This window comes from Streptomyces sp. NPDC001056, assembly GCF_053598955.1.
Window position 1 is genome coordinate 35,165 of sequence record NZ_JBSFLI010000026.1, and the last position, 26,086, is coordinate 61,250.

Annotated in this window: 25 protein-coding genes and 1 pseudogene; 16 read left to right on the top strand and 10 right to left on the bottom strand. The window is 73.2% G+C overall.

Features of this window, described 5'->3' with window-relative positions; translation table 11 throughout:
* Positions 1–121: 121 nt before the first annotated feature.
* A complete protein-coding gene (locus ACWDD7_RS26925; RefSeq protein ID WP_450459299.1) occupies positions 122–613 on the top strand; it encodes a DUF1360 domain-containing protein in 492 nt (163 codons plus the stop codon).
* 194 nt (positions 614–807) lie between these two features.
* Complete coding sequence (locus ACWDD7_RS26930) at positions 808–1,248, top strand: DUF2267 domain-containing protein (protein ID WP_351879581.1); 441 nt, start codon at positions 808–810, stop codon at positions 1,246–1,248.
* Between the two features lie 90 nt (positions 1,249–1,338).
* Here ACWDD7_RS26930 and ACWDD7_RS26935 read toward each other — a convergent pair whose 3' ends face one another.
* A complete protein-coding gene (locus tag ACWDD7_RS26935; protein ID WP_351879584.1) occupies positions 1,339–1,488 on the bottom strand; it encodes a hypothetical protein in 150 nt (49 codons plus the stop codon).
* Positions 1,489–1,662: 174 nt separating this feature from the next.
* On the opposite strand from ACWDD7_RS26935, the gene ACWDD7_RS26940 reads away from it, so the two are divergent.
* Positions 1,663–1,992, top strand: coding sequence for a hypothetical protein (locus ACWDD7_RS26940; RefSeq protein ID WP_450459301.1), 330 nt, complete (start codon positions 1,663–1,665; stop codon positions 1,990–1,992).
* A 76-nt stretch (positions 1,993–2,068) separates the two neighbouring features.
* Positions 2,069–3,247: an AI-2E family transporter gene (locus ACWDD7_RS26945; protein WP_450459302.1), complete on the top strand. Its 1,179-nt coding sequence runs from the start codon at positions 2,069–2,071 to the stop codon at positions 3,245–3,247.
* Between the two features lie 451 nt (positions 3,248–3,698).
* Here ACWDD7_RS26945 and ACWDD7_RS26950 read toward each other — a convergent pair whose 3' ends face one another.
* The 6 genes and pseudogenes from ACWDD7_RS26950 to ACWDD7_RS26975 all read right to left on the bottom strand — a co-directional run bounded on the left by ACWDD7_RS26950 (position 3,699) and on the right by ACWDD7_RS26975 (position 10,595).
* Positions 3,699–4,313 (bottom strand): hypothetical protein, encoded by a 615-nt coding sequence (locus ACWDD7_RS26950; RefSeq protein ID WP_450459303.1) that lies wholly within the window; start codon positions 4,311–4,313, stop codon positions 3,699–3,701.
* A gap of 61 nt (positions 4,314–4,374) precedes the next feature.
* Positions 4,375–5,223, bottom strand: coding sequence for a lysozyme (locus ACWDD7_RS26955; protein WP_450459305.1), 849 nt, complete (start codon positions 5,221–5,223; stop codon positions 4,375–4,377).
* A gap of 127 nt (positions 5,224–5,350) precedes the next feature.
* Positions 5,351–7,264, bottom strand: coding sequence for a M1 family aminopeptidase (locus ACWDD7_RS26960; protein ID WP_450459306.1), 1,914 nt, complete (start codon positions 7,262–7,264; stop codon positions 5,351–5,353).
* Positions 7,265–7,813: 549 nt separating this feature from the next.
* Complete coding sequence (locus ACWDD7_RS26965) at positions 7,814–8,470, bottom strand: maltokinase N-terminal cap-like domain-containing protein (RefSeq protein WP_450459308.1); 657 nt, start codon at positions 8,468–8,470, stop codon at positions 7,814–7,816.
* A 40-nt stretch (positions 8,471–8,510) separates the two neighbouring features.
* Positions 8,511–8,812: pseudogene (locus ACWDD7_RS26970) on the bottom strand (spherulation-specific family 4 protein); the annotation flags it as partial.
* 172 nt (positions 8,813–8,984) lie between these two features.
* Entirely contained in the window at positions 8,985–10,595 is a 1,611-nt protein-coding gene (locus ACWDD7_RS26975; protein WP_450459310.1) for an adenosine deaminase family protein, read from the bottom strand.
* Between the two features lie 211 nt (positions 10,596–10,806).
* Between ACWDD7_RS26975 and ACWDD7_RS26980 the strand changes: the two genes are divergently transcribed.
* Together ACWDD7_RS26980 and ACWDD7_RS26985 are read left to right on the top strand one after the other, a co-directional pair.
* A complete protein-coding gene (locus tag ACWDD7_RS26980) occupies positions 10,807–11,055 on the top strand; it encodes a DUF5133 domain-containing protein (RefSeq protein ID WP_351881368.1) in 249 nt (82 codons plus the stop codon).
* A 193-nt stretch (positions 11,056–11,248) separates the two neighbouring features.
* Positions 11,249–12,166, top strand: coding sequence for an SGNH/GDSL hydrolase family protein (locus ACWDD7_RS26985; protein WP_450459312.1), 918 nt, complete (start codon positions 11,249–11,251; stop codon positions 12,164–12,166).
* A 69-nt stretch (positions 12,167–12,235) separates the two neighbouring features.
* Here ACWDD7_RS26985 and pgm read toward each other — a convergent pair whose 3' ends face one another.
* Positions 12,236–13,876 carry a phosphoglucomutase (alpha-D-glucose-1,6-bisphosphate-dependent) gene (gene pgm / locus ACWDD7_RS26990; RefSeq protein WP_392214164.1) on the bottom strand — a complete coding sequence of 547 codons (1,641 nt, stop codon included), beginning with the start codon at positions 13,874–13,876 and terminating at the stop codon, positions 12,236–12,238.
* A 149-nt stretch (positions 13,877–14,025) separates the two neighbouring features.
* On the opposite strand from pgm, the gene ACWDD7_RS26995 reads away from it, so the two are divergent.
* On the top strand, positions 14,026–14,637 hold the full coding sequence (locus ACWDD7_RS26995) for a DUF4328 domain-containing protein (protein ID WP_450459314.1): 612 nt from the start codon (positions 14,026–14,028) through the stop codon (positions 14,635–14,637).
* 13 nt (positions 14,638–14,650) lie between these two features.
* Here the strand turns inward: ACWDD7_RS26995 and ACWDD7_RS27000 are convergent, their stop codons facing one another.
* Entirely contained in the window at positions 14,651–15,490 is an 840-nt protein-coding gene (locus ACWDD7_RS27000) for a chitosanase (RefSeq protein WP_450459316.1), read from the bottom strand.
* Between the two features lie 308 nt (positions 15,491–15,798).
* On the opposite strand from ACWDD7_RS27000, the gene mgrA reads away from it, so the two are divergent.
* The 9 genes from mgrA (at position 15,799) to fdh (ending at position 25,019) form a co-directional block, all read left to right on the top strand.
* Positions 15,799–16,842, top strand: coding sequence for an L-glyceraldehyde 3-phosphate reductase (gene mgrA, locus ACWDD7_RS27005; RefSeq protein WP_450459318.1), 1,044 nt, complete (start codon positions 15,799–15,801; stop codon positions 16,840–16,842).
* A gap of 108 nt (positions 16,843–16,950) precedes the next feature.
* Entirely contained in the window at positions 16,951–17,124 is a 174-nt protein-coding gene (locus ACWDD7_RS27010) for a hypothetical protein (RefSeq protein WP_351878055.1), read from the top strand.
* 19 nt (positions 17,125–17,143) lie between these two features.
* Positions 17,144–17,767, top strand: a complete 624-nt coding sequence (locus ACWDD7_RS27015) for a DedA family protein (protein ID WP_450459320.1) — start codon at positions 17,144–17,146, stop codon at positions 17,765–17,767.
* A gap of 123 nt (positions 17,768–17,890) precedes the next feature.
* Positions 17,891–18,064, top strand: coding sequence for a CsbD family protein (locus tag ACWDD7_RS27020; RefSeq protein WP_392214171.1), 174 nt, complete (start codon positions 17,891–17,893; stop codon positions 18,062–18,064).
* 260 nt (positions 18,065–18,324) lie between these two features.
* A complete protein-coding gene (locus tag ACWDD7_RS27025) occupies positions 18,325–18,765 on the top strand; it encodes an ATP-binding protein (protein WP_351878061.1) in 441 nt (146 codons plus the stop codon).
* A 403-nt stretch (positions 18,766–19,168) separates the two neighbouring features.
* The gene (locus ACWDD7_RS27030) at positions 19,169–19,324 is read left to right on the top strand and encodes a hypothetical protein (protein WP_351878063.1); all 156 of its coding nucleotides are present in this window, start codon (positions 19,169–19,171) and stop codon (positions 19,322–19,324) included.
* Between the two features lie 15 nt (positions 19,325–19,339).
* Positions 19,340–20,362: a 4Fe-4S dicluster domain-containing protein gene (locus tag ACWDD7_RS27035; protein ID WP_450459321.1), complete on the top strand. Its 1,023-nt coding sequence runs from the start codon at positions 19,340–19,342 to the stop codon at positions 20,360–20,362.
* Positions 20,362–21,381 (top strand): NrfD/PsrC family molybdoenzyme membrane anchor subunit, encoded by a 1,020-nt coding sequence (gene nrfD, locus ACWDD7_RS27040; protein WP_450459322.1) that lies wholly within the window; start codon positions 20,362–20,364, stop codon positions 21,379–21,381. Before ACWDD7_RS27035 ends, nrfD begins: the two co-directional genes overlap by 1 nt.
* A 377-nt stretch (positions 21,382–21,758) precedes the next feature.
* Positions 21,759–25,019 carry a formate dehydrogenase gene (fdh, locus tag ACWDD7_RS27045; protein WP_450459323.1) on the top strand — a complete coding sequence of 1,087 codons (3,261 nt, stop codon included), beginning with the start codon at positions 21,759–21,761 and terminating at the stop codon, positions 25,017–25,019.
* A gap of 13 nt (positions 25,020–25,032) precedes the next feature.
* On the opposite strand, the gene selD is transcribed toward fdh, so the two are convergent.
* Positions 25,033–26,052 carry a selenide, water dikinase SelD gene (gene selD / locus ACWDD7_RS27050; RefSeq protein WP_351878072.1) on the bottom strand — a complete coding sequence of 340 codons (1,020 nt, stop codon included), beginning with the start codon at positions 26,050–26,052 and terminating at the stop codon, positions 25,033–25,035.
* Positions 26,053–26,086: the final 34 nt, after the last annotated feature.

A 26,086-nucleotide genomic window follows, 5' to 3' on the forward strand; every position in this document is an offset into this window, starting at 1 on the left:
CAGCGGGCGGGAGCCGGTCGCGCCGCGGCCGGGCCGAGGATGCCGGATCCGCCCCGTGTCGCCCCGCACCCGCCGGGAACCCGGTCCGTGCCCTCGGCGGACCCGACCGGCTGGAGGTCCCATGACGACGGACGCCGTACGCTACGACGACCGGGGCGAGGTGCCGCTCGCCGGCTACGCCGCCCTCGCCTGCGTGTTCGCGGCGGGCACCGGAACCTTCGCGCTGCCGGCCCGGCGCCGGGGCATAGAACTGCCCGAGCGGGTGCCGCCGTGGGATGTCGTCCTGCTCGGCACCGCCGCCTACAAGGCGTCCCGGCTGCTGGCCAGGGACAAGGTCACCAGCTTCGTGCGGGCGCCGTTCACGCGGCGCACGGGCGAGGGCGCGGCGAACGAGGTCATGGACGAGCCGCGCGGGCGAGGGCCGCGGCGGGCCGTCGGCGACCTGCTGTCCTGCCCGTTCTGTGTCTCCGCCTGGGCCGCCGGCACGCTGGTGTGCTCCTACGTGGCGGCGCCCCGGCTCACCCGCCTGGTCTGCGGCGGCCTCGGCGCGCTGACCGTGGCGGACTGGCTGCAGTACGCCTGGACGTGGACGCAGCGGACGGCGGAGGGCTGATCCCCCTGTCCGCCCCGTCCTCACTCCTCGTCCGCCGCGCGGCCGGCTCCGCGTCGAGCACGCCCTCGTCCTGGAAGAGTTCCGGCGTCAGGCGGGCCGGAGAAGCATGGCCGTCGCCGTCGGCATCCGCCGCGACGGGGGTACTCGGGCCCCGTACCTGTGCGTGGGGGATGCGTGGGGAAGGGGACGGACTCATGCGGCACGACGAGATGATCGGAAAGGTGCAGGCGCTCGCCCAGCTGCCCGACCGGGGCACCGCCGAGCGGGCCGCGCACGCGGTCGTGACGACGCTGTCGGAGCGGCTCCCGTCCGGGCTTGCCCGCCACGTGGCCGCCCAGCTGCCGCCCGACATGGCCGACGCGATGCGGCGGGCCGCGGACGCCGGCGCGGTGGGCGCGCACGGTTCGGGCACGTCGGGCGAGCGGTTCGGGCTGACCGCCTTCGCCGGGCGCATCGCCGACCGGGCGGGCACCGACGAGGACACGGCGATACGGGAGGCCGCCGCCGTACTGGAGGTCCTGGACGCCGCCCTCGCCCCGGAACTGACCGAGCGGATGGCGGGCGCGCTGCCCGCGGACATCCGGGAGCTGCTGCCGGTGGGGCGGGCGAGCGAGGGCGGGGAGGCGGGCCGCTGAGCAGGGGCGGACCTCTTCGCCCTCCGCCCGGCAGGTTCGCCGCCGCCGACGGCACTCCCCGCCTCCCCCGGCCGGCCCCGCCCCGGGCGGTCAGCGGCGCCCCGGCCAGATCCGGCGGCGCCTGCGCACGCGGGCGGTACGGGGTTTCGACGGGCGGGTCACCCATCGGTCCTCGACCTGATCGAGACCGAACAGCAGCAGGCTGAGAACGGGGAGCAGCAGAACCGCGACGGTGATCACTGGAGGTACCCCCTCCTGGCCGACGACACCCCGCGAGTGCCCCGGCACGGGCCACCCACCCGGGAGGGCTGTGAAGGTCCTGTGACCACCCGCACCAGGGCCGCGTGGCCCACGTCCACTGTCACATCACTCGGCTCCTGCCACATCTCCTGCGTACGTGCTGACCGGCGCCCCTTGGCCGAGTCGAAGAAGCGCGCCGGTGACCGTGCCGCGGCCTGCGTTCCCGGGGACGAGCGGGAGTACCGGAGGTATCCGCCGGACCCGGCGCCGCCGTACCGCGAGCGGCGGTCGGCGGCGGCCGCCCGGCGGTCGGGGCGCTCGGCATCGGGCGCGGCGGCACCGAGGCCCGGCACGCGGCGGTGGCGGCCGGGCGTGTTTCGGGGCCCCTGCCTGCTGCTGCGCGCGGAGGGGCTGCACAGCTGTCCGCAGATGGCGTGGTCGGTGTACCGGCGGACGGTCGCGGAGGTGGTGGGCCCGCCGCCGGAGCTGGTCCTGCTCGCGTGACCCGGGCGCGGGCGCTGGACGGGCCGCCCACCCGGGCCTGTGCTTACGGTGCTCCCAGGAGCGTGGGACGGGAGCGATGGTGGGTGATGCGCGTCGGCGGGCGGCCGGACCGGAGGGAGGCGGGCGCCGGGCGGGCCGCGCGGCGCTCGGCAGCCGGCCGGCGTACTCCGTACGGCTCGCGGCCTCCCCGCGCCCCGAGCCGCGGGAGCCGTTGCCCGAACGCACCGTGCCCTGGCTGCGCGTCGCCGCGGCCTACGCCTGGCGGCTCATCCTCGTCGGCATCGTCGTCTACGGCGTCTTCAGCGTCCTCGGCAGCTTCCAGCTGATCGCCGGCGCCCTCTTCCTGGCCCTGGTCATCACCTCGGTGCTGCGCCCGCTCGCCGATCTGCTGAGCCGGTTCCTGCCGCGGCCGCCGGCCGTCGCGATCGCGCTGGTGGGCAGTCTGCTGCTGCTGCTCGCCCTGCTCGCGCTGGTGGGCAACGCGGTGGCGGGCGAATCGCCCAGGCTGGCGGGCGAGTTCCGCGGTGGCGTGCACCAGATCGAGGAGTGGCTGCAACGGCCGCCGTTCCGGCTCAGCCCCGGCCGGCTCGCCGCGCTCGAACGTCAGGTGACGGACTACATCAGCGCACACCGCTCAAAGCTGCTCAGCAGTGCCGTCAGCGGGCTCGGCCGGGTGGTGGAGCTGGTGGCCGGCGGGGCGCTGGCGCTGTTCGCCTCGGTGTTCTTCATCCACTCCGGGGAGCGGCTGTGGGGCTGGGTGCGCGAGGAGTTGCTGCCGGCCAGGGCGCGGCCGGCCTGGGACCGGGCGGGGCGGGCGGCCTGGCGGACCTTCGCCGGGTACACGCGCGGCATCATCATCGTGGCCGCCACCAACGCCGTCCTGGTGGGCGTGGCGCTGCTGGCGCTGCGGGTGCCGCTGGCGCTGCCGCTGACCCTGCTGGAGTTCTTCGCCGCGTTCGTGCCGCTGGTGGGCTCGCCGGTGGCGCTCGCGGTCGCCACGGTGGTCGCGCTGGCCGGTCGGGGTCCGCTCACCGCGCTCGCCGTGCTGGCGCTCATCGTGGTGATCGGCCAGTTGGAGGGGCATGTACTGCACCCGGTGGTGATGAGCTGGGCGGTGCAGCTGCATCCGCTGGTCGTCGCCGTGTCCGTGATCGCGGGCAGCATCGTGGCGGGGGTGATCGGCGCGGTCGTCGCGGTTCCGCTGATCTCGGTGGCGTGGACGGTGCTGCGGGCGCTGCGGGCCGTGCCGCCGTGAGCGACGCCGGAACCCGGGAATCCCGTAACCCCCGGACCTCGGACCTCGGACCCCCGACCCCCGACCCCGACCCCGACACGATCCGAACACGAGACCATCCGCTCCTCCGAATGGGTGACCCTGGCTCCCGCGGCCCCTGTGACTACGCCGACCAGGTGATACTTACGTTGTGCGAGCGGCGGGCTGCAGACCGTGTCCGAGCACAGGTCCCACTCATAGCTATATTGCAAGGAGCAGCACGACCATGAACATCCTCACGAACGTCCTCGCCGGCCTCATCAACCTCGTCGGGTGGCTGGTCTGACGCCGCAGGGCGTGTGAAGCAGAGCGGCGCCGCCTCCCCGTCCCAGGGAGGCGGCGCCGCCGTCGTGTCGGCCCGGGTGGCTCAGCGCAGCGCCGCGGCGACGAGCCCGGCGATCTGGAGGATCTCGACGCGCGCCACGTCGCGAGCCTACCGGGCGTCCCGTTCCAGGCGGTCGAGGAGTTCCAGCAGGCCCAGGGCGCCCGCCAGTTCGACGGGGTTCAGGGAAGGGGTGATGGCGGAGCGGAGGGCGTGGACGGCCGGCAGGGCCTCGCGCAGGGCGATGTTGGCGGCCTCGATGCCCGGCGCGATCCGCAGGCCCTCGCCCACCCGGGCGTAGTCGGCGAGCGCGACGCCGGCCAGCCGGCGGGCCTGCTCCGGGGTGACCGCGCGTCGGAAGTGGTCGATGGTGGCGATCAGCCGGGGCACACCCCAGACGACGAAGGTGAACTGCTGGGTCCCCGTGGAGACCTGGATCTGCTTCTTGATGCCGCGCGAGGTGTCCCGGACGTCGGTGATCAGGGGCAGGAAGATGCTGAACCGGCCGCGCAGACGGTTGACCGGGTGGGCGTCGAAGACGAGCCGGTGATCGGTGACGTGCAGCTTGCCACCGATCGCCTCCCTGCCCGCCATGCCGACCGTCCACATCAGCTGGTCGAAGGCGAACCGGCTCAGCCCCGACGCGTCCACCGAGACGACGGCGTTCGCGTTCTTGCTGAGCCGCACGGCCTCGCCGGGCAGCAGATCGGGCGCACCGAACGCCATCGGGCCTCCTCCCCCTGGTCGACGGCCGCGGGGCGCGGCAGCCGGGCTCAGGATAGCGGGGTCAGCCGGCCGCGAAGTTGTCGAGTTGCTCCTTGCCGCCGTTGAAGCGGTCGTGGTCGCCCACCGTCTTGCCGGTGGAGGTGTACTGCCACATCGTGTAGGAGGACCAGCCCGCCGGGAGGGTGCCCGCCGTCGAGGCGTAGCGGGCGATCCACAGCGGACTGCTGCTGAAACCGGCGTAGTTCCCGGTGCACATGGTCCACCAGTTGGTGGCCGTGTAGATCACCGCGGCACGGCCGGTACGGGCCTTGTAGCGATCGAGGAAGTCACGGATCCAGGTGACCATCTGGCTCTTCGACTTGCCGTAGCAGTCGTCGCCGTACGGGTTCCACTCGATGTCGAGGACCCCGGGCAGCGTCTTGCCGTCCGCCGACCAGCCGCCGCCGTGGTTCACGAAGTAGTCCGCCTGGGCGGCGCCGTCGGTGGAGTCGGGGGTGGCGAAGTGGTAGGCGCCGCGCACGATGCCGACGTCGGAGGAGCCGGTGTACTGCTGGGTGAAGTAGGCGTTCTGGTACGACGTTCCTTCCGTGGCCTTGGTGTACGCCCAGCGCACCCCACTGCCGTACAGGGTCGACCAGGCGACGTCGCGCTGGTAGCTGGAGACGTCCACGCCCTCGGTCTGGCCGGTGCGGGAGTCGGAGAGCGAGTCAGTGGCGGCGCCGGTGGCGGAACCGTCGTGGGCGACGACGCCCATGCCCATGTAGGCACTGCCCCGCTCGGGGGTCACGGCGCCGCTTCGGGGCACGGCCGCCGGGACGGACAGGGTGAGGAGGAGGCCGGTCAGCACGCCGGTGACGGTCAGGCGTGAGCGGCCCCTGGTAAGGGGTATCGAGCTTCGCACGGCTTCCATCTGACCCGGCATCCGGCCGCACCGCACTCCGGGTTCCGCCCAACGAAGGCGGCTACCGGCGGGGTTGGGCCATCCGGGTGGCCGCCGGCCGGCCAGGGGGGAGGTCCCCACGGCCGGCCGGCGCCCGTCAGCCGTCGATGCGGTGCTGGGTCCAGAAGGAGGTCAGGTCCGTGCTGGTGGCGGCCTGGGCCGCGGCCTTGAAGTCGGCCGTGGTCGACACGCCGTACCAGTGCGCGGTCGCGTAGTCCTTCAGCAGCTTGGCCATGGCGGTGTCGCCGAGGAGGCGCCGGAGGTCGTGCAGCGCGCATTTGCCGTAGCCGTAGACCACGGTGGAGTAGCGGGAGGAGTGGGCGTCCCAGTACGCCATCGAGTTGGTGATCTTCTCCGTGCTGGAGGCCCAGGAGACGCTGTTCCAGCAGTTGGTGCCGGTGTTGCCCTGGGCGAGGTCGGTCGAGTAGTCGGCGAACGACTCGTCCAGCCAGGGGTTGTTGTACTCGTCGTCGCCGACGATGCCGTACCACCACTGGTGGGCGATCTCATGGGTGAGCGCGGTGCTGCTGACCAGGTCGAGGACGAAGCCGGGGTACTCCATCCCGCCGAACCAGAAGTTGTTGTCGAGGACCGCGTCGAGTTCGCCGTACGGGTAGGCGCCGAAGCGGGCGGCGTGGGCGTCGACGGCGGACTTGGCGGTGCTGAGCATCGACTGGGCGCTGGTGGAGCTGATGCCGGAGACGGAGTAGACGTTCACCGCGACGCCGGCCGGCGAGGTGCCGGAGATCCTGGTGAAGGGCCCGGCGGCCCAGGCGAAGTCACGGACCTGGGATGCGGTGGCCGTGGTGACGGTGCGACCGCTCGTGCCGGGGGTGTCGGTGGAGGTGCCGGTGGCCGGGACCAGCAGGCTGCTCGGGTGGTCGAGGGTGACCTTGAAATCGGCGGCCAGGGAGTAGAAGGCCTCGCCGTTGTCGGTGTACGGATCCAGGTGCCAGCCCGCGGCGTCCCGGACGGCGAGGACGGGCAGCGCGTTGCCGATGAAGTTGTACGCGCCGTCGTGCCCGAAGCGGTCGGCGCCGCTCGGCACGGTGATGCCGAGGTCGAAGCCGATGGTGGCGCTCTGTCCCTGGGCGAGCGGGGCGGGCAGGGTGATCTTCAGAGCGGTGCAGGCCACGGAGAGGTCGCCGGCGGTGCCACCGGTGACGTTGCCGACCTTGACGGGCATCGCGTCGCAGGTGCCGTGGTAGTTGTCCCACAGCCGCAGGTAGACCTCGTTCAGCGCGGTGGCGGAGGCGTTGGTGAACGTCGCGCTCTCGTGCCCGGTCCAGGTGCTGCCGCTCGTGTCGCTGCTCAGGTTCACGGTGTACGAGGGGGCGGCGGGGGTGCGGGTGGTGTCGGTGGCCGGGGGCGTGGTGCCGCCGGAGGTGTCGAGGGCGATGTCGTCCAGCACGAAGCTGGTCTGGAGGCTGGAGTCCTCGGTGCCGGTGAAGGACAGGGTCACCGTCTGCCCGGCGAAGGACGACACGTCGAACGACTTCTGCGCGTAGCCGCTGTTCTTGTCCAGGTTGGACCAACTGGCCAGGGTGGTGCTGCCGATCTTGGCGGTCAGCTTGTCGTAGGCCGTGCCGGACGTCGTCTCGGCGGTGTCGACGTGCAGCCAGAAGGTGAGGGTCGCGGTGGCGCAGCCACTCGGGATGGTGACGCTCTGACTGAGGGTGTCGGTCCGCGTCTGCCCGGTGCCGTCCAGCCAGGCGTACCAGCTGCCGCCGTGGGAGCTCTGCCCGGTGCGATTGGTGATCACGGTCGACGCGGACGGTGTCCACGCCGAACTCCCGTTCTCGAAGCCGCCGTCGGTGACGACCTGGGCGGGAGTGCAGTCGGCCGCCGCGGACGCGGGCCCGGCGTGCGTGGCGGCCGCGGGGGAGGTGCGGGCGGTGGCGGACGCGGGGGCGGTGTGCGCGGCGGCGGGGACGGCGGGGAGGAAGAAGGCGGCCAGTGCGGCGGTGGTGAGCGCGGCTACGCCTGCGGCCTTGTGGGGGGTCGGTCTCACACGCTACTCCTTTGCGGCGGCCGGGGTCCCGGCCTGCTCGACGACCGCCCGGCCGGCGGGGTGCGCCGGGGCGGCCGCGGATGGGGCTTGCGCGAGCGCTGTGCTGAGCAACCGGTCGCACCCGCTGGGGCCGGGGCGACGGCTGCCGAAAGAGTGCCAGATTTGACCCGTCCATGCCATACAGTTCCACCGGTTCGGCCGGGCAGAGGGCACGCCCTGAAGCAGGCACCGGGACCGCCGGGGAGCAGGGGCCGGGGTGGAACGCCGGAATCAGCAGCCGGGGCGGGGACAGCGCATCGGCCGGGATCCGGTCCGCGACGGCCGCGGCTCGCACCGAAGCCGGAACCGCCGGCACGCAGAAGCCCTGAGACGGGGCCGAGCCCGGATCGGCGCCGCAAGGGCCTGGCCGATCGGGACCGCCCGGCCGGAATCGGGAGTGCGCCGGGAGCGGGGACCGGGGCCGGGCGGCCGACGCCGGAAGCCGAGGCCGGCGTGGAGGGGCGCGGTTTCCGGGCGCCGCCCGGCTGTCGCGGGCGGCGCCGGTCGTGGTCAGGCCGAGCGCAGCGTCATCAGGACCGCACGCAGGCGGTCGCCGTCGGGGCCCGGCCAGCCCGTGACCACGTGGCCGAGGGCGTCCTCGGCCGGGAGCGGCGGGTGGGCGGTCGTCGGGGTGAGGACGCGGTGGACGTGGAGGACCGTGTCGTTCGGGGTGGGCAGGCGGGTGCCCTCCGGCTCGTCGGCCGGAGCCGGGGTGAATCCCTCCAGAAGGAGCGCGCCGCCCGTGTAGGCGCGGGTCACCTCGTGGTCCGGGGTGTCCGTGATGCTCTGGGCCATCGCCTGCGCCTTGCCCTCGATCAGCAGCAGCAGTTCGGTGACCAGCACCGGATCGCACAGGCCGTCGTACGTCCAGCGCTTGCCCAGGACGCCGTGCTCCATGGTGCCGACGAGCCCGTGCTCGGCGCCCTCCAGCGGCGCGCCGCGGTAGCTCAGCGGCACCAGGTAGGTGGTCCGCTCGGGGCTCGTCGCGTCGGTGACGATCATGATCTCGATACCGACCTCGCCCTCGGGGTCGTCCAGCCGGAAGCCGCCGGACTTCTCCAGGACGGGGGTGCCGGGGCCGCCGCGGTACCAGGGGCGGCCGGGCAGCCACTCGGCGAGCAGCTCGACCTTGGAGGGCGTGAGGGTGGTGTGGTGGATGACGGCCATGGCGGTGCTGGTCTCCCCGGTGTGCGCGTACTGATCACGCTCAGCCTCGCACACCGTCCGCGAGGGCCGGCTCCGTCGTCAACGCCGCCCAGGGGTTGGGGCCTTCACCGGTCACCGGCCCGCGGCCTCCGTGGACGAGGCGGCAGGGCCGCTCGGACGGTCCGCGCGCGCCCAAGAGGGCCGGGTGAACGCCGAGACATCCGTTGACCGGTGTCCCTCGAACGTGGCGGCGAGGTCCGCGAACCGGGCCCCCGGTGCCGGACGAGCACCGGGGTCGAGCACCACCGTGCCGGTGCCGAGCCGACGCGGCTCCCGGACCAGGCGCCGGCAGGCGGGAAAGCCTCGGCGGTGGCGGCGAAAGCCCGACCGCGCCCGGTGAGGAACCGGGGCGGCCGGTGGTGCGACGGCGCGTTTCCCGGCCGATCGGCTTCCGGCCGCGCCGGTCCCGTGCGGGCACCCCTATGGACCGAGGGACCGCGCCGAACCCCTGTGCAGGACCGGCGCGGTCCTCGCCTCAGCCCCGGGAGTGCGCCCGCTCGAACGCCGCGAACGCGGCCTCCTGGCGCCATTCCAGGCGCGCCTTGGCACTGTCGTCGAGGAGCCGTCGGCAGGCCGCGCTCCGCACGGGCTCCCCGGGACGTTCGGCACGGCAGGCCGCGACCGGGTGGTAGCCCCGGGCGGTGGGGTTGCCCTGCCACAGGCTCGCGCCGGGCAGGAAGGCGTACTGGAGCGAGGCGCGGGCGAGGTCCTTCAGCTCGGGGTAACCGAGGCCGTAGGTCGCGGCCGCGTACTGGTACTCGTGGCTGATGTCGATGCGCGAGACGCCGGGGTCGTCGGTGGCGAGGACGACCGGGACGCCGTAGCGGCGGTACGTGGTGAAGGGGTGCTCCGCCCCCTTGACGCCGAGGATCTGCGCGTTGCTGGAGAAGGGCACCTCGACGGCGATCTGCCGGGCCGCCATGGTGCGGGCGGTGCGCTGCCAGTCGTCCTCGTGCACGAGGTCGACGCCGTGTCCGACGCGCTCGGTGTGCGCGACGTCCACGGCCTCCTCGATGTGGAACTTCAGCGCCTCGGGCTTGACCAGTCCGGGCCACAGCTCGCCCGCGTGCAGGGTGACATGGGCCTTCGGGTACTGCGTGCGCAGATAGCCGACCACGCGCATCTGGAGGCTGTAGTTCTGCAGCGAGCTGTCCCCGTCCTCGGGCTGCACCAGGTTGACGGCGACGAAGCGCCGGTCCGCCTCGGCGAGCCGCATGCCGAGGTCCAGCTGGGTGAAGACCCGCACCGGTGAACTGCCGCGGGACGCCTGGGAGATCCAGCGGACGGTGAGCCCGCAGGCGGGCCGGGCGCCGGACGTGCCGCAGTGCTCGGTGGCGCGGAACTCGGCGTCGCCGTCGTCGGCCTCCTTGCGGGCGTCGGCGACCAGTCGGTCCAGTTTGCCGCCCGCGACCAGCTTGCGGTGCAGGGCGGCGAGGTCGTCGTCCCAGCCGACCGTGTCGGCGAGCTTCTTCGCGCCGTCGGAGGCCGGGGTGACCATCGTCTCCAGGTAGGACTGGTTGTCGGCGACGACGGTGTCGGCGACCTGGGCGAGCAGCTTGCCCCGGTGCCGCCAGGTGACCTCGCCGAACTTGCCGAAGGTGTCGAAGAAGTGGTCGTGCCCGTTCTCGTCGGGCGGGAAGTCCTGCATCGACCAGGCACGCACGATCGCGTCGTGGAAGGCGCGGTCGGTGCGGGCGTCGGCGGCGGGGCGGGTGCCGGTGCCGCAGGGCGGGGCGACCGCGGTCATCGTCGCGCTGTCGATGCACAGGCCGTCCTCGGCGGCCAGTTCGATGAGGTAGTCCGTGTTCACCGCGCCGGAGAGGTGGTTGTGCAGGTCCCCGCCCTTGGGGAGCCGCCGGAAGAACTCCCGCAGGGCCGCGGGCCGGTCCTTGACCGAGCGGAGATAGGCGTCGGTGCGCGCCTCGGCGGCGGTGGCCCGCCGGGGCGGCTGCGCGGCGGCCCGGGCACCCGCGTGCGCGGGCTGCGCGGCCGCGGGCAGGGCGGACAGCAGGGACAGGACACTGAGGGTGCCGAGCACGGCGGGAACGACCCGGCGCGGTACGGCACTTCGGGTGTGCAGACTCACACGGGCATGATCAGCGAAGGAGTACGGCCGCGGGGGCACGACCGGCACACGGGCACCCGTCCGAGTGACGTACCCGTCCGCCTGTCCGGCACGGACCGCACGGATGGTACGGACGGCGCGGAGGGGACCACCAAAGTGGCATGCCGGGCGCCGGCGCGGGTAGTCGCGCTTGCGACGTCGTACATCGGCGACACACCAGGAGGCCGACCCCATGCTGATGGCGCACCCCGCCGTACTGAAAGACCTCATCGCCCAGTACGAGACCCTCGCTCTGCTCGGCGCGGAGGAGAGCACGCCGAGGGCGCGACAGCGGCTCGCCGACGTCTCGTACACGCTGTGCGTGGCCACCGGCACGCGGGATGTCGACATGGCTCTGATCGCGGCACGCCACCGGCTGTCCGGGGCCCGTCCGGAGGACGACTCACTGCTCCGGGAGGCCCCGGCGGCATCCGGCGTCTGACGCCGGGGCGCGGGGCCGTCCACCGCCGCCGGCACCGCGCCCCACCAGCGGCTCCCCGCCGCGCTCCCCCGAACTCGTGGGCTCCCGCTTCTGGTCGGCGGGACCTGCCGAACGGTATACAGGCCCGGTCAGCCGCGTGAGGGCCGCGCCATGGCGCCGCCGTCCGCGCCGGGTACCGGTCCCAGGGGGAACCATGACGAACGACGGACGTACGGCGGACGGGGCGAGAGCCCGGCGGCGGGCCGCGGTGCTGGCGGCGGCGGTGGGCGGTTGCGCCCTGGTCGCCGCGTCCACCGCACCGGCCGCCGCGCATCCGGCCGGACACGGGCACCGCCTCGACTACGTGGCGCTCGGCGACTCCTACACCTCGGGGCCCGGCATACCCACCCAGGTGGACGCCGACTGCGCCCGTTCCGACCACGACTACCCCTCCCTGGTGGCGGACCGGGAGGAGGCGAGCACCTTCACCGACGCCAGCTGCTCGGGCGCGACGACCGTGCAGATGTGGCAGGCCCAGGGCGGCAACCCGCCCCAACTCGACGCCGTGTCAAGGGACACGGACCTGGTGTCGCTCCAGATCGGCGGCAACGACGTCGGGTTCGGCACCATCATCGGCACATGTGCCCGGCTCGGTGTCCAGGACCCGACGGGCAACCCGTGCGAGCGTGCCTACGAGGCGTCCGGGCAGGACCGGTTGGCGCTCGCGGTACGGCAGACCGCGCCGAGGATCGCGGAGGTGCTGCGGGCCGTGCACGCGCGGGCGCCGCACGCCCGGGTCGTGGTCGTCGGCTACCCCGACCTGCTGCCCGACGACGGCGTGGGCTGCTTCCCGCAGGTCCCCTTCGCCCAGGGTGACGTCGCGTATCTGCGGGACACCGAGAAGCGGCTGGACCTGATGCTGCGCACGGTGGCGGCCCACAACCGGGCGGAGTACGTGGACACGTACGGCCCGACGGTCGGGCACGACATGTGCAAGGCTCCGGCGGACCGCTGGATCGAGCCGCTCCAGCCGGCCGCGCCCGCGGCCCCGGCCCATCCCAACGCCCGGGGCGAGGAGGCCATGGCGCGGGCGGTCGTGGACCGGCTCGCGGGGGACCACGGGCACCGCTGAGCCCGGCGCGGCGGCCTCCGACGGTGCGTCGGGGGCCGCCGCGGACCGCGTTCGGGAAGGGGCCTGCGCTCAGCCGCCCAGCGCGCTCTGCACCACCGCGCGCGCCTCCTCCTGCACCCGGGCCAGGTGGTCCGGGCCGAGGAAGGACTCGGCGTACACCTTGTAGACGTCCTCGGTGCCGGAGGGCCGGGCGGCGAACCAGGCGTTGTCGGTGGTGACCTTGATGCCGCCGATGGCGGCCCCGTTGCCGGGCGCCTCGGTGAGCACGGCGGTGACCGGCTCCCCGGCGAGGGTGTCCGCGGTGACCTGGGCCGGCGACAACTTGCCGAGCAGGGCCTTCTGTTCGCGGGTCGCGGGGGCGTCGATACGGGCGTAGGCGGGCTCGCCGAAGCGGGCGGTCAGGCCCGCGTAGTGCTGGGACGGGGTCTTGTCCGTGACGGCGGTGATCTCGGAGGCGAGCAGGGCGAGGATGATGCCGTCCTTGTCGGTGGTCCACACCGAGCCGTCCCGGCGCAGGAAGGAGGCGCCGGCCGACTCCTCGCCGCCGAAGCCGAGGTCGCCGCCGACCAGTCCGTCCACGAACCACTTGAAGCCGACGGGCACTTCCACCAGGCGGCGGCCGAGGTCGGCGGCGACCCGGTCGATCATCGTGGAGGACACCAGGGTCTTGCCGACGCCCGCCTCGGCGGACCACAGCTCGCGGTGCCGGTAGAGGTAGTCGATGGCGACCGCGAGGTAGTGGTTGGGGTTCATCAGGCCCGCGTCCGGGGTGACGATGCCGTGCCGGTCGGCGTCGGCGTCGTTGCCCGTGGCGATGCGGTACTTCTCGCGCTGCTCGATCAGCGAGGCCATCGCGTAGGGCGAGGAGCAGTCCATGCGGATCTGGCCGTCCCAGTCCAGCGTCATGAACCGCCAGGTGGGGTCGGTGTGCGGATTGACCACCGTGAGGTCGATGCGGTGCTGTTCGGCGATCCGGCCCCAGTAGGCGACGGAGGCGCCGCCGAGCGGGTCGGCGCCGATGCGCACCCCGGCCGCGCGGATGGCGTCGAGGTCCAGCACGCTCGGCAGGTCGCCGACGTAGGTGCCCAGGAAGTCGTAGCGGCCGGTGGTGTCGGCGGCGAGCGCGCGGGCGTACGGCAGCCGTCGCACGTCCTTCAGACCGCCGGTGATGATCTCGTTGGCGCGGTCCTGGATCCAGGAGGTGGCGTCGGAGGCGGCCGGCCCGCCGCTCGGCGGGTTGTACTTGAAGCCGCCGTCGGCGGGCGGGTTGTGCGAGGGGGTGACGACGACGCCGTCCGCGAGCCCCGTGGTGCGGCCCCGGTTGTGGGCGAGGATGGCGTGCGAGACGGCGGGGGTGGGCGTGTAGCCGTCCGCGCTGTCGATGAGCACGGTCACCTCGTTGGCGGCGAACACCTCCAGCGCGGTGACCTTCGCGGGCTCCGACAGGGCGTGCGTGTCGGCGCCCAGGAACAGCGGGCCGTCGATGCCCTGTCCGGCGCGGTACTCGCAGATGGCCTGGCTGGTGGCGGCGATGTGGTCCTCGTTGAAGGCGCTCGCCAGGGACGAGCCCCGGTGCCCCGAGGTCCCGAAGGCCACCCGCTGCGCCGGGTCGGCCGGGTCCGGGTGCAGCGCGTAGTACGCCGTGACCAGCCTCGCCACATCGACAAGGTCCTCAGGACCGGCCGGCCGGCCGGCTCGCTCGTGCGCCATGGATGCGTTCCTCCGCGTCGGTTTCGGTCGCTCGCTCCCGCCCATCTTTCCTCGTCAGGAGCATGACGCGCGAGTGCGCCTTATGATCCTTCGATCTCCGTGCCGTCCCCGCCACCCGCGCGGGGCGCTTCACAGACAGGCCTGCCACCATGACCGCACCCGTCCCCGGAGCCCCCTGGATTGCCGCGCGGTGCGCGCAGGTCGCCGTGGTGGCGGTGGTCGCCGTCGACCTGGCGCGGGCGGTGTCCGTCGGCCCCCGGCCGCGCCACGCGTTGCCCGTTGGGGCCTGGTTCACGCCGGTCCTCGTGTGGGGGACGATGCTTTCGGCCGCGGTGTTCCTGGTGTGGTTCGCCCGCTGCCGGCGCAACGCCCACCTCCTCTCCCACGGCACGGTGAAGGGCTTCTCTCCCGCCTGGGGCGTCCTCGCCTGGCTGATACCCGTGGTCAACCTCTGGGTGCCGCGGGTCCTGGTGCAGGACGTGCTGCGCGCGAGCACTCCCGGCGACGGTGCCGCCGCGCGTTCGGACGCGCTGGTGAACGTCTGGTGGGGGGTCTGGGTGGCACATGTCTTGTTCGCCCCGACAAGTACCTGGTACGGCGTAGGCGGGTCGCTGCCCGCGGAGGTGGCGGCGGAGGTCCTCTACGGCGCGGCGGCCGTCCTGGCGGTCGCCGTGATCCAGCGGATCACGGCGCGGCAGGCCGCCGGGATCGCCGCGGGGGCCGTGGCGCCCGCGCCCGCCGGCCCGCCGCGGACCCCGTAGCCCCGGACGGCCGTCAGCCGATGTGGTAACTGTCGCCGTACACCTTCCAGTCGAGCGGGGTCCTCAGGTCGAGGTTGCCCCTGCGCAGGAAGACGCGCTGTTCGGTGTCGACGCGGGTGGTGTCGCTGTGGGCCTCCTCCTGCTTCATGGCCCATACCCGGGCGTCGAGAAAGGCGTTGAGGTACGCCGTCTCGTCGCCGCCCCGCGCCGGCGGCTCGGCGGTGCGCAGGGCGCGCTTCCTGATGTTGCGGAAGCTGGTGGGGTCGCCGCCGTCGCCGTGCATGACGAGGGCGTCGTAGTAGCAGAACTGGCCGAGGGCGCGCAGTCCGTCGGTCTTGCCCTGGGCGACCGCGGGGTCGAAGTACACGCGGTCGCGTTCGTCGTCCTGGCACTTCTGGAACGCCGTGTCCCGCGCGGCCCTGCGCCAGTCCCTGGGGAAGTCGGGGTCGAGGCCGGAGTGCGAGTCGGTGCCGTTCACCTCGCGCAGGGCGGGCAGGTACCGGGCGAGGACGTTACCGGGCTCGCGGTCGGCGTAGAGCGTGACGAGGTCGAGCATGTCGCCGGTGCCGGAGCAGAACCCGATGATGCCGGCGGTGTAGCCGCGGCCGTCGCCGATGTCCTCGATGTACTTGTACTGGGCCTTCCAGTCGAGCGAGGAGTTCTCCGCGCTCGACACCAGCTTCATCGCGATCTCCTTCTTCGCCGGGTCGTCGAGACCGGGCGCGGAGGCCGCCTGCGCCGTGGTGGCGCGCTGGACGCCGAGCGCGGCACCGGCGGCCACGGCACCGAGGGCGGCGACGAGGGCGCGGCGGGAGAGGCGGGCGGGGGCTGTCTCGCGGTGTGAGTGCGCCACAGGGAGCTCCAAGTGAGGGTGGGGGGTGGCGAGTCGGACCAGTGCGAAGGCGTTACGAGTACTGGTAGGAAAGTTTCCTATCAGAGCCGTGGGGCGCCGGTAACCCGACCCGGGTGAAGTTCGTAGGATCCGACAGACCTGGCACCGCACCCGGTGGGCCCCGCCTCTCGCGCGACCCCATTCAGAAACAGACCCGCTCAATCCCATCCGGGTGCGCAATTGGACTTGTGGATCACCTCGGAGCAGGGTGGACAGACCCCCTCACACACCCGGGGGCACCCCCTACCGCACCACCCGGAGAAGACCCGATGACCCACGTCGCGGACCCCGCTCGCTACGACGGCGCCATGCGCTACCGGCGCACCGGCCGCTCGGGCCTGGACCTGCCGGTCCTGTCCCTGGGCTACTGGCACAACTTCGGCGACGACCGCCCCTTCGAGACCCAGCGCGAGATCGCCCTGCGCGCCTTCGACCTCGGGATCACCCACCACGACCTGGCGAACAACTACGGCCCGCCGTACGGCTCGGCGGAGGTCAACTTCGGCCGGCTGATGCGGCGGGACCTCGCGCCGTACCGCGACGAGATGGTGATCTCCACCAAGGCGGGCTGGGACATGTGGCCGGGCCCCTACGGGCAGGGCGGCGGGTCCCGCAAGTACCTGCTGGCCTCGCTGGACCAGTCGCTGCGCCGGATGGGCGTGGACTACGTGGACATCTTCTACTCCCACCGGCTGGACGCGAGCACGCCGCTGGAGGAGACGATGGGCGCCCTCGACACGGCCGTGCGCCAGGGCAAGGCGCTGTACGTCGGCATCTCCTCCTACGACGCGGAGCGCACCCGGCAGGCCGCCGCGATCCTGCGCGACCTCGGCACGCCGCTGCTGATCCACCAGCCCTCGTACAACATGTTCAACCGCTGGATCGAGACCGACGGCCTGCTGGACGTGGCACAGGAGGAGGGGTTCGGCGTCATCGGCTTCACGGCGCTCGCCCAGGGCCTGCTGACCGGCCGCTACCTGGACGGGGTCCCGGGGGACTCGCGGGCGGCGCGCGGGACGTCGTTCGACCGCTCCTGGCTGACCGAGGACGTGCGGCGCCGGCTGCGCGCGCTGAACGACATCGCCGCCCGGCGCGGACAGACCCTGGCCCAGCTGGCGCTCGCCTGGGCGCTGCGCGACCAGCGGGTGACCTCCCTGGTCATCGGCGCCTCCCGGACCGAGCAGCTGGAGCAGAACGTGGCGGCGCTGGACAACCTCGACTTCACCGACGAGGAGCTGGCCGAGATCGACACGTACGCCACCGACGGCGGCGTCGACCTGTGGCAGGACGCCCGGCTGGGGAACCTCGACTGACCCGGGCGAGTGTGATGCATATCACAGAAACCAGGGATAAATAAGACTCGATCTGGCAACTCGGACCCTCATACGTATCCCCTACGACCGCAAGGAGCCGCTCACCGCATGGTGCACGCAGCCCGACCCAGCCACGTCCCGCCGCCCCACCCGGACCTGAGCCGCGCCCGCGACTGCGAGCGCTGCCTCGGCTGGGGGACGGTCGTCACCCGCGACGGTGAACACGAGCTGTGCCCCGGCTGCCAGCGGGACCCCGGCGCCGCCCGGGGCCCGCTGCTCTGAGGGCCCGTACCGTTGAGGCATGGCCGCCCCTCCGCTTCCGGGACCGCTGGCCCATCTGGCGCCGCTGCTCGGCCACTACGGCTACTGGGCCGTGGGCGCCGTGATCCTCGTCGAGGACTTCGGCATCCCGGCTCCCGGCGAGACGATCCTGCTCGCGGCCGGGGTGTACGCGGGCGCGGGTGAGCTGGACATCGTGAAGGTGGCGCTCATCGCGTTCGCCGCGGCCGTGGTCGGGGACAACATCGGCTGTCTGATCGGCCACTTCGGCGGGCGCGCCTTCGTGCACCGCTGGGGGCGGTACGTCTTCCTGACGCCGAAACGGTTCGCGGCCGCGGAGCAGTTCTTCGCCCGGCACGGCGGCGTGATCGTGACCGTGGCCCGGTTCATCGAGGGCCTGCGCCAGGCCAACGGCATCGTCGCGGGCACCTCGGGCATGCACTGGCGCCGCTTCCTCGCCTTCAACGCCCTCGGCGCGGCCCTGTGGGTGGGCCTGTGGACCACCCTCGCCTATCTGGCGGGCAGCCACATCGACAAGGTCTACGCCGACGTCAAGCGCTACGAGATCTACTTCCTCGTGGCCCTCGCGGTCCTGGCCCTCGTGCTCGTGGCCCGCCATGCCGTACGTCGGCGCCGCGAGCGGTGAACCCCGGGGGCCCGCGGCAGTGCCGGCCCGGACAACCGAGGACGGGTCATCGGTTTGAGGAGCGTCGCAGTGGCAAACCGAATGGCGAACGGACATCACGAGACGTTGGGATGGGAGACTCCGATGGCTGGCAACCAGAAGGCGAAGGGCAAGGCGGAGCAGGCCAAGGGCAAGGCGAAGGAGGCCGTGGGCCGCGCCGTCGGCAATGAGCGCATGGAGGCCGAGGGCCGCATGGAAGGCGCGCGCGGAGACGCCCGGCAGGCCAAGGAGAAGGCCAAGGACACCTTCAAGCACTGAGGCCCGCCGTCGGCCCTGGCGCTGATCCGGACGACCGGTCGCAGCGGGTCCCGGGGAATCCGCCCGAGCGGGTTCCCGGGACCCGTTGTCACGTCCGGCGCCCGTCCCCATCAGGGGTCCGTGTGCAACCGGAGGATTCCCGGCGCACGTCCCCTTGATCGACGGACCAGCGGGTATCCGGGCAAGGACGGCACGTTCCCACGCTCGCGGGAAGCGACCCCGAACCCGGAGGGAAAAGGGCGACGAGTATGGACATCCCGATGAGGACGCATGCGAGGACACGCGACTCGCGCTACGACCGCACCTGGGACACCGGCATGTGCAGCAGCGCCGACGCGCGCGACGCCGTCGCCGCCCTGCTCGCCTCGGCGCACCCGGCGCCGGCACGGCGCTCGGTGCAGGACGCGCAGCTCGTCGTGAGCGAACTGGTCACCAACGCGGAGAAACACGCGCCCGGCCCGTGCGCCCTCAGCCTGGAGCTGGGGCCCGGCGCCCACGCGCTGCGCATCTGCGTGACGGACACCTCCACCGACCCGCCGCGCTCCCGCCCGCCCGATCCCGGGCGCGTCGGCGGCCATGGGCTGCACCTGGTGACGATGCTCTCGCGGAACCTGGAGGTGACGGTCCTGCCCGAGGGCAAGCGGGTCACCGCCACGGTGCCGCTCGTGACCGAACGCGCCGCCGCACGCCACGGCGACTGAGACGGCGGCGGCCGCCCGGTCCGGCGGGCCCCGCCCACCACGAACTCCAGCAGGACGCAGCGCACCGCGGGCAGCCCGGCGAGGCGGGCCCACGCGAACATGACGGCGACGGCATAGGACACGGCCGCTGCTCGGGCTCCGGGCCGTCACCGGCCGGCCCCTCGGTGTCGTGGCCTCCAGGACATGCCGGAGTACGACGGGACCCGCGATCCCCGCTGCCCTGAACCGGGCCGTGCGGGCGGCGCTCACCGACGCGGGTGCCCTCCTCATGCTCGGCCCCCAGTCCGCAAACGGCACCCGCGCGGCGGCCGGGGTCCGTTTCGGACGCGCGGAGTGCGGGCACCCGTGCCACGCTCGAAGGGGAGCACCGAGAGTGAACGGCCCAGCACCGGCGGAGGGCGCAGTGGCGGTGTCGGAACAGCGGCGGTCGTCCCCGCGCGCCGGACGCGGCGGGCGTCCGGTGCGGGCGCTCGACCAGCGCCTGCCGGTCTCCGCCGCGGGCAAGGAGTTCCCGCGCGAGTCGTTCCCGGGCCACTGGCCGTTCCCGCTGGAGCCGTGAGCGAGGAGGCATGCCATGAGCGACGGCCGTGACGTCCACGGGAACCAGTGGTACGGCCCCCAGCCCGACGTGGCCGGCCCGGCCGGTTATCCGGACGCCCCGCCGCGGATGGGGTTCTTCACCGACACCTCGGTGTGCATCGGCTGCAAGGCCTGCGAGGTGGCCTGCAAGGAGTGGAACGCGGTACCGGAGGACGGCCTCGAACTGACCGGCATGTCCTACGACAACACGCAGGGCCTGGGTGCCGACACCTGGCGCCATGTGGCCTTCGTCGAGCAGCGCAAGCCGTTCGGCGGGCAGGAGCCCGGCGTCTCCCACGAGGACACGGACGTCTTCGCGGCCGCGGCCCGGCTCGGCGCCGACGCAGCCTCCCCGGGTCCCGGCGCCACCGCTCCCCCGCCCGGGGACGCCCCCGAGGGGGCACCGGCCGGCCGGATCTCCCCGCTCTCCCCCGACGGCCGCACCGAGCTGCGCTGGCTGATGGCCTCGGACGTGTGCAAGCACTGCACCCACGCGGCCTGTCTGGACGTGTGCCCCACGGGCGCGCTGTTCCGCACCGAGTTCGGGACGGTCGTCGTGCAGGAGGACGTCTGCAACGGCTGCGGGTACTGCGTGCCCGCCTGCCCCTACGGCGTCATCGACCAGCGCGAGGACGACGGCCGGGTGTGGAAGTGCACGCTGTGCTACGACCGGCTGGGCGTCGGCATGGAGCCCGCCTGTGCCAAGGCGTGCCCGACGGACTCGATCCAGTTCGGGCCGCTGGACGAGCTGCGCGAGCGGGCGCGGGGCCGGGTGGCGCAGCTGCACGCGGCCGGGGTCACGGACGCGCGGCTGTACGGCGAGAACCCGGAGGACGGGGTCGGCGGCGACGGCGCGTTCTTCCTGCTGCTGGACGAGCCCGAGGTCTACGGACTGCCCCCGGACCCGGTGGTCACCACCCGGGATCTGCCGGACATGTGGCGGCACGCGGCGCTGGCGGCGGTGACCCTGGTGGGGCTCGCGGTGGGCGGGTTCGCCGGTCGTTCGAGGAGGGCGTGATGAGCGGACCGGACGACACCCGGGGCGGTGCCGGGGGCCGACGGCCCGGCCGGGAGGCGCCGACCGGGACGTACGCGGGGCGGCGCAGGCGGCGGCGCGGTCGGGGCGAGCAGCCGATGGTGCCGGACGCGTCGTTCTCGTCGTACTACGGCAAACCCGTGCTGAACAAGCCGACGTGGAAGGCGCTGGACATCGCCGGGTACCTGTATCTCGGCGGCCTGGCGGGGGCCTCCTCGCTGCTGGCGGCGGGCGGCCAGCTGACGGGCCGGCCGGGGCTCGCGGCCCCGGCGAAGCTGGCAGCGGCCGGCGCCATCTCCCTCTCCCTCGCCGCGCTGGTGCACGACCTGGGCCGCCCGACCCGGTTCCTGAACATGCTGCGGGTGTTCAAGCCGACCTCGCCGATGAGCGTGGGCTCCTGGATCCTCGTGGGCTACGCGCCGCTGACCCTGGCCGCCGCGGCCGCCGAAGTGACGGGCCGGTACCGGCTGGCGGGCTCGGTCGCGACGGTGGCCGCGGCCGTGCTCGGCCCCGCCGTGGCCACCTACACCGCGGTCCTGCTCTCGGACACGGCGGTCCCCTCCTGGCACGAGGGCTACCGGCAGCTCCCCTTCGTCTTCGCGGGCTCTGCCGCGACCGCCGCTTCCGGCCTGGCCCTGGTCGCCGCCCCGACCGCGCAGGCGGGCCCGGCCCGTCGGACGGCCCTGCTCGGCGCGGCGCTGGAGCTGGGCGCCTTCCGGTTGATGAAACGCGGCATGGGACTCCCGGCCGAGCCGTTCGACCAGGGCAGGCCCCGCGTCCTGCTCCGCGCCTCCGAGGCCCTGACCGTCGCCGGAACCGGCCTGGCCCTCCTCTCCGGCCGCCTCCGCGACCACCGTGTGGCGATGGCGGCCGGCGCCGCCCTGCTCACCGGCTCGGCGGCCCTGCGCTTCGGCGTCTTCCACGCGGGGGTGGCCTCGGCGGAGGACCCGCGGTACACGGTGGTACCGCAACGGGAGAGGCTTACGCGGCGCGGGAGTTGAGCTTCCGCACCGGCTCGGGCGACGAGGTCGCGGTCACCTCCGGAGGGGCCTCGAACAGGTCGGTCGGGACGGCGCGGTCGAGGACGGCGCGGGTGGTGTCGGCGGCGCCGTTCGTCAGGGCGAGCGGCCGGGACCCGGCCGCGCAGGGCTCGTACGGGCACGCGCCTCGCGTTCCTCGCGGTCGGCCCAGGACCACGTGAGGGCCGCCGCCGTGACGCCGAAAAGCGGCATGCCGACGATCACGGCCTGGCCGGTCCGGGCGGGGCATGCCCGCCGCAGCCGTTTGCCCCCGGCCGGCCCGGGTACCCCGGCGTCGCACAAGATGCCGCGGCGGCATCGCCGCGGGAGAATCGGGACGACGACTGGGAGGAGTGGCCATGGGCGTACGCACCTGGATCGACTCCTGGCCGGTCTACCGCCAGCTCACCGGGACGGACCCGCTGGGCCGGGGCGCCGCCGCGAAGAGCGGCCGCAGCGAACGGCTCACCCCCCGCGTGGCCTCGGCCGACCGGGTGGTCAAGTCCGTCTGCCCGTACTGCGCGGTGGGCTGCGGCCAGAACGTGTACGTCCAGGACGAGAAGGTCACCCAGATCGAGGGCGACCCCGACTCCCCCGTCTCCCGCGGCCGGCTGTGCCCCAAGGGCTCGGCGAGCCTCCAGCTGACCACCGGCGACGCCCGCGAGCACCAGGTGCTCTACCGGCGCCCGGGCGCCACCGAGTGGGAGCGCCTCGACCTCGACACCGCGATGGACATGATCGCGGACCGGGTGATCGCGACCCGCCGGGCGGGCTGGGAGTGGGAGGTCGACCAGACCCGCACCCGGCGCACCGTGGGCATCGCGAGCCTCGGCGGGGCCACGCTGGACAACGAGGAGAACTACCTGATCAAGAAGTTGTTCACGGCCCTCGGCGCGATCCAGATCGAGAACCAGGCGCGCGTTTGACACTCCTCCACCGTTCCCAGTCTGGGAACCTCGTTCGGACGCGGCGGCGCGACCACCTTCCAGCAGGACCTGCAGAACGCGGACTGCATCGTCATCGAGGGCTCGAACATGGCCGAGTGCCATCCCGTCGGGTTCCAGTGGGTGATGGAGGCCAAGGCGCGGGGCGCGAAGGTGATCCACGTCGACCCGCGGTTCACCCGCACCAGCGCGCTCGCCGACCTGCACGTGCCGCTGCGCGCGGGCTCGGACATCGCGTTCCTCGGCGCGATCGTCAACTACGTGCTGGAGCAGGAGAAGTACTTCCGCGACTACGTCGTGGCGTACACCAACGCGTCGATGATCCTGCGCGAGGACTTCTGTGACACCGAGGACCTGTCCGGCGTCTTCTCCGGTCTGAACAGCGAGACCCGCTCCTACGACAACGCCAGCTGGCAGTACGAGGGTTCGGAGGTGCAGGCGGCCTCCGGCGAGCGCGACCTGGAGTACGACGAGCGCACCCGGGACGGCAGTTCGGTGGCCGAGGCGGCACGCGGCGAGGCGCACGGCGCCGGCGGTGCGGTGATCGGCGAGGGCGAGCCGGAGCGGGACGAGACGCTGACCCATCCGCGCTGTGTCTTCCAGGTGCTCAAGCGGCACTTCGCCCGCTACACACCGGAGATGGTGGAGCAGGTGTGCGGCGTGCCGCAGGACCTGTTCCGGCAGGTGTGCGAGCTGGTCACGGAGAACTCCGGGCGGGAGCGCACGACGGCCTTCGCCTACGCGGTGGGCTGGACGCAGCACACGGTGGGCGTGCAGTACATCCGCACGGCCTGCATCCTGCAACTGCTGCTCGGCAACATCGGCCGGCCGGGCGGCGGCATCCTGGCGCTGCGCGGGCACTCCTCCATCCAGGGCTCGACGGACATCCCGACCCTGTTCAACCTGCTGCCGGGCTACATCCCGATGCCGCACGCGCACCAGAACCAGGACCTGGCCGCCTTCGTGGAGGCGGAGGCGGCGCACAAGGGCTACTGGGGCAACATGCGCTCGTACCTGGTGAGCCTGCTCAAGGCCTACTGGGGCGACGCGGCGACGGAGGAGAACGACTTCTGCTTCGACTACCTGCCGCGGCTGACCGGTTCGCACTCGACGTACGAGACGACGATGGCCCAGCTGGAGGGCACCTGCAAGGGCTACTTCCTGTTCGGTGAGAACCCCGCGGTGGGCAACGCCAACACCAAGCTGATGCGGCTCGGCATGGCGAACCTGGACTGGCTGGTGGTGCGCGACTTCTCGCTGATCGAGTCGGCGACGTGGTGGAAGGACGGCCCGGAGATCGAGACCGGGGAGCTGCGCACCGAGGACATCCGCACCGAGGTGTTCTTCCTGCCGGCCGCCGCGCACACCGAGAAGGACGGCAGCTTCACCAACACCCAGCGGCTGCTCCAGTGGCACCACCAGGCGGTCGAGCCGCCCGGCGAGGCACGCAGCGATCTGTGGTTCGCCTTCCACCTGGGGCGGATCATCCGGGAGAAGCTGGCCGGGTCGGCCGACGAGATGGACCGGCCGGTGCTGGACCTCGCCTGGGACTATCCGACGAAGGGCCCGCTGACCGAGCCGGACGCGGAGGCGGTGCTCGCCGAGATCAACGGCCATGACGCACAGGGCGCCCCGCTGTCCTCGTACGAGCAGCTGAAGCCCGACGGCTCCACCTCCTGCGGCTGCTGGATCTACTGCGGGGTGCGCGCCGACGGCGTCAACCAGGCCGCGCGGCGCAAGCCGGGCCGGGAGCAGGACTGGGTGGCCGCCGAGTGGGCGTGGGCGTGGCCCGCGAACCGCCGCGTCCTGTACAACCGCGCCTCCGCCGACCCCGACGGCAGGCCGTGGAGCGAGCGGAAGGCGCTCGTCTGGTGGGACGCGGACAAGGGCGAGTGGGCGGGGCACGACGTCCCCGACTTCACGAAGGACAAGGCGCCGGACTACGAGCCGGCCGAGGACGCGACCGGGCCCGCGGCGCTGTCCGGCCGCGACCCGTTCGTCATGCAGGCCGACGGCAAGGCGTGGCTGTACGTGCCGTCCGGGCTCACGGACGGCCCGCTGCCCGCGCACTACGAGCCGCAGGACTCGCCGTTCCCGAACCTGCTCTACGACCAGCAGCGCAACCCCGTACGGCAGTTGATGCCCTCGATGCCCGACAACCGCTACCAGCCGAGCGGCGACGAGCGCGGCGCGCAGGTGTTCCCGTACGTGGCGACCACCTACCGGCTCACCGAGCACCACACGGCGGGCGGGATGTCCCGCTGGCAGCCGTATCTGGCCGAGCTGCAACCGGAGTTCTTCTGCGAGGTCTCCCCGGAGCTGGCCGGCGAGCGGGGCCTGGAGCACACCGGGTGGGCGACGATCGTCAGCGCCCGCGGGGTGATCGAGGCGCGGGTGCTGGTCACCGACCGGATGGCCCCGCTGACCGTGCACGGCCGCCGGCTGCACCAGGTGGGTCTGCCCTACCACTGGGGCCCCAACGGCTACACCACCGGCGACGCGGCCAACGAGCTGCTGCATCTGTCCCTGGATCCCAACACCCATATCCAGGAGGCCAAGGCGATCGCGGTGGACATCCGGCCGGGTCGCAGGCCGCGCGGCCCGGCGGCGGTCGAGCTGGTGCGGGGCTACCGGGCGCGGGCGGGTGTCGACGAGCACACGGGCACGGAGCCCTGAGCCCCTGGGGGCTTCATTCGAGCACGATGGTGTGGGAGTCGTACGGCACCAGCTCCCCCACCACCGGCGCTCCCGGCACCTCGCCGGCGACCAGCAGCCCGCCGGAGGTCTGGGCGTCGGCCAGCAGCAGCCGGGTGTCGGCGTCGGTGGTGCCGAACTCCGTGTAGGGGGCGACCCATTCGAGGTTGCGCCGGGTGCCGCCGCTGACGTAGCCGTCCCGTACGGCCTCGCGGGCGCCGTCCAGGTAGGGCACGGCGGCGGTGTCGAGCACGGCGGTCACCCCGGAGGCCTTGGCCAGCTTGTGCAGATGGCCGAGGAGGCCGAATCCGGTGATGTCGGTGGCGCAGGTGGCTCCGGCGGCCAGCGCGGCCTCGGACGCCTCGCGGTTGAGGGCCGTCATGGTGGCGACGGCCTGTTCGAAGCGCTCGCCGGTGACCTTGTGCCGGTTGTTCAGCACGCCGAGGCCAAGCGGCTTGGTCAGGGACAGCGGCGTTCCCGGCCGGCCGGTGTCGTTGCGCAGCAGCCGCTCGGGGTCGGCGACGCCGGTGACGGCCATGCCGTACTTGGGTTCCGGGTCGTCGACGCTGTGGCCGCCGCCGACGTGGCAGCCGGCCTGGGTGGCGATGTCGAGGCCGCCGCGCAGCACCTCGCGGGCCAGCTCGAAGGGGAGCCGGTCGCGCGGCCAGGCCAGCAGGTTGACGGCGAGCACCGGCCGGCCGCCCATGGCGTACACGTCGGACAGCGCGTTGGCGGCGGCGATGCGCCCCCAGTCGTAGGCGTCGTCCACCACCGGGGTGAAGAAGTCGGCCGTGCACACCATGGCCGTACCGGGCTGTCCGGGCAGGGTGACGACGGCCGCGTCGTCGCCGGTGGCGAGGCCGACCAGCAGCGGGGTGTCACCCCCGGCGAGCTGGGGCACGGTCAGCCCGCTGACCACCTCCTCCAGCTCACCGGGTGGGATCTTGCAGGCACAGCCGCCGCCGTGGGCGAACTGCGTGAGTCGGACGGTCGTCGCTTGGCGGGTCGGTGTCATCGTGGTCTCCTGGGGCACTAGCCTGACGAGCGGT